Raw genomic sequence first — 897 nt, forward strand, 5'->3', positions numbered from 1 at the left:
GCCGCATGCCGTAATGGGCACAAAGGGCCTCGTATCGCTGCGTCAGATCATCCCGTGCATCGCGATCGAGATTGCAGAATGCGGCCGACAGGCTGTCGGTCCGATGCTCCCGCGGCGCCCCACTGGGCGACCAGAGGGCATTCTGCAGGCCTTCGGCCAGGGTAACGAAGCTCTCGCCGCCAAGCACGACGTGAGCGTGCTCGAAGCCGCAATAGGCCAAACGGAAGTGATAGAGACGATGATCCAGCGGTGCGCCCGCGATCGTAACACCCAACTCGCCCATGTCTGTGAAGTCGGAGAGGCCGAGCTGGCCAGGCTCATGGATCTGGCGGAAGATGACCTCCTGCTCCTCGCCATGGATCGCCCGCCAGGCACGGATACGACGTTCCAGGGTACGACGGATACCGGTGCCGAGATCAGGATGACGTCGGAGCATCTCCTCGAAGACCGCGACCGGGGGCGTAAGCCAAGTGCCGACTTCAGGATCGGGACGATCTCGGTCTCGAACACCTCGCTCAACGGGTCCGGTCGTCGCCGGCCGCGGGGAGCGTTCTTTTGCGAGGGAACTCGGGGATCTCTCTCGATCCGATAAGCGGTCGCCGCACTGAATGATGCCTTGGCCGCCGCCACTGGCGGGCTGTCGGTCTGACGGTTCTTCATGTAGAGCCTCATTTGGTGATCTGTGATGTGTCGGCCGGGCAAACGAGTGATTCCTCTTGGCGGAAGAACCACTTGCATAACCTGCCGGCCGCGATCACCAGTCGGCGCGGTCCCTAGCGGATCGCGCCGACGCCGGGCTCGTAACTCCGGTCGGGCTACGCCCTCCCTTCGTCACGAGCCCGGCGAAACTCTCTCACCTTCATTGACGCGCTCTTCCATCCTGATCGCCGCGAGACA

At 63.3% G+C, this 897-nt stretch carries 1 pseudogene; it reads right to left on the bottom strand.

The window, feature by feature from the left end:
* A pseudogene (locus tag ACFQX9_RS17425) lies at positions 1-738 on the bottom strand (IS21 family transposase); the annotation flags it as partial.
* Between the last annotated feature and the right edge of the window lie 159 nt (positions 739-897).

It is taken from the genome of Bradyrhizobium sp. GCM10028915 (genome assembly GCF_042666195.1).
Lineage (GTDB): Bacteria > Pseudomonadota > Alphaproteobacteria > Rhizobiales > Xanthobacteraceae > Bradyrhizobium > Bradyrhizobium canariense_D.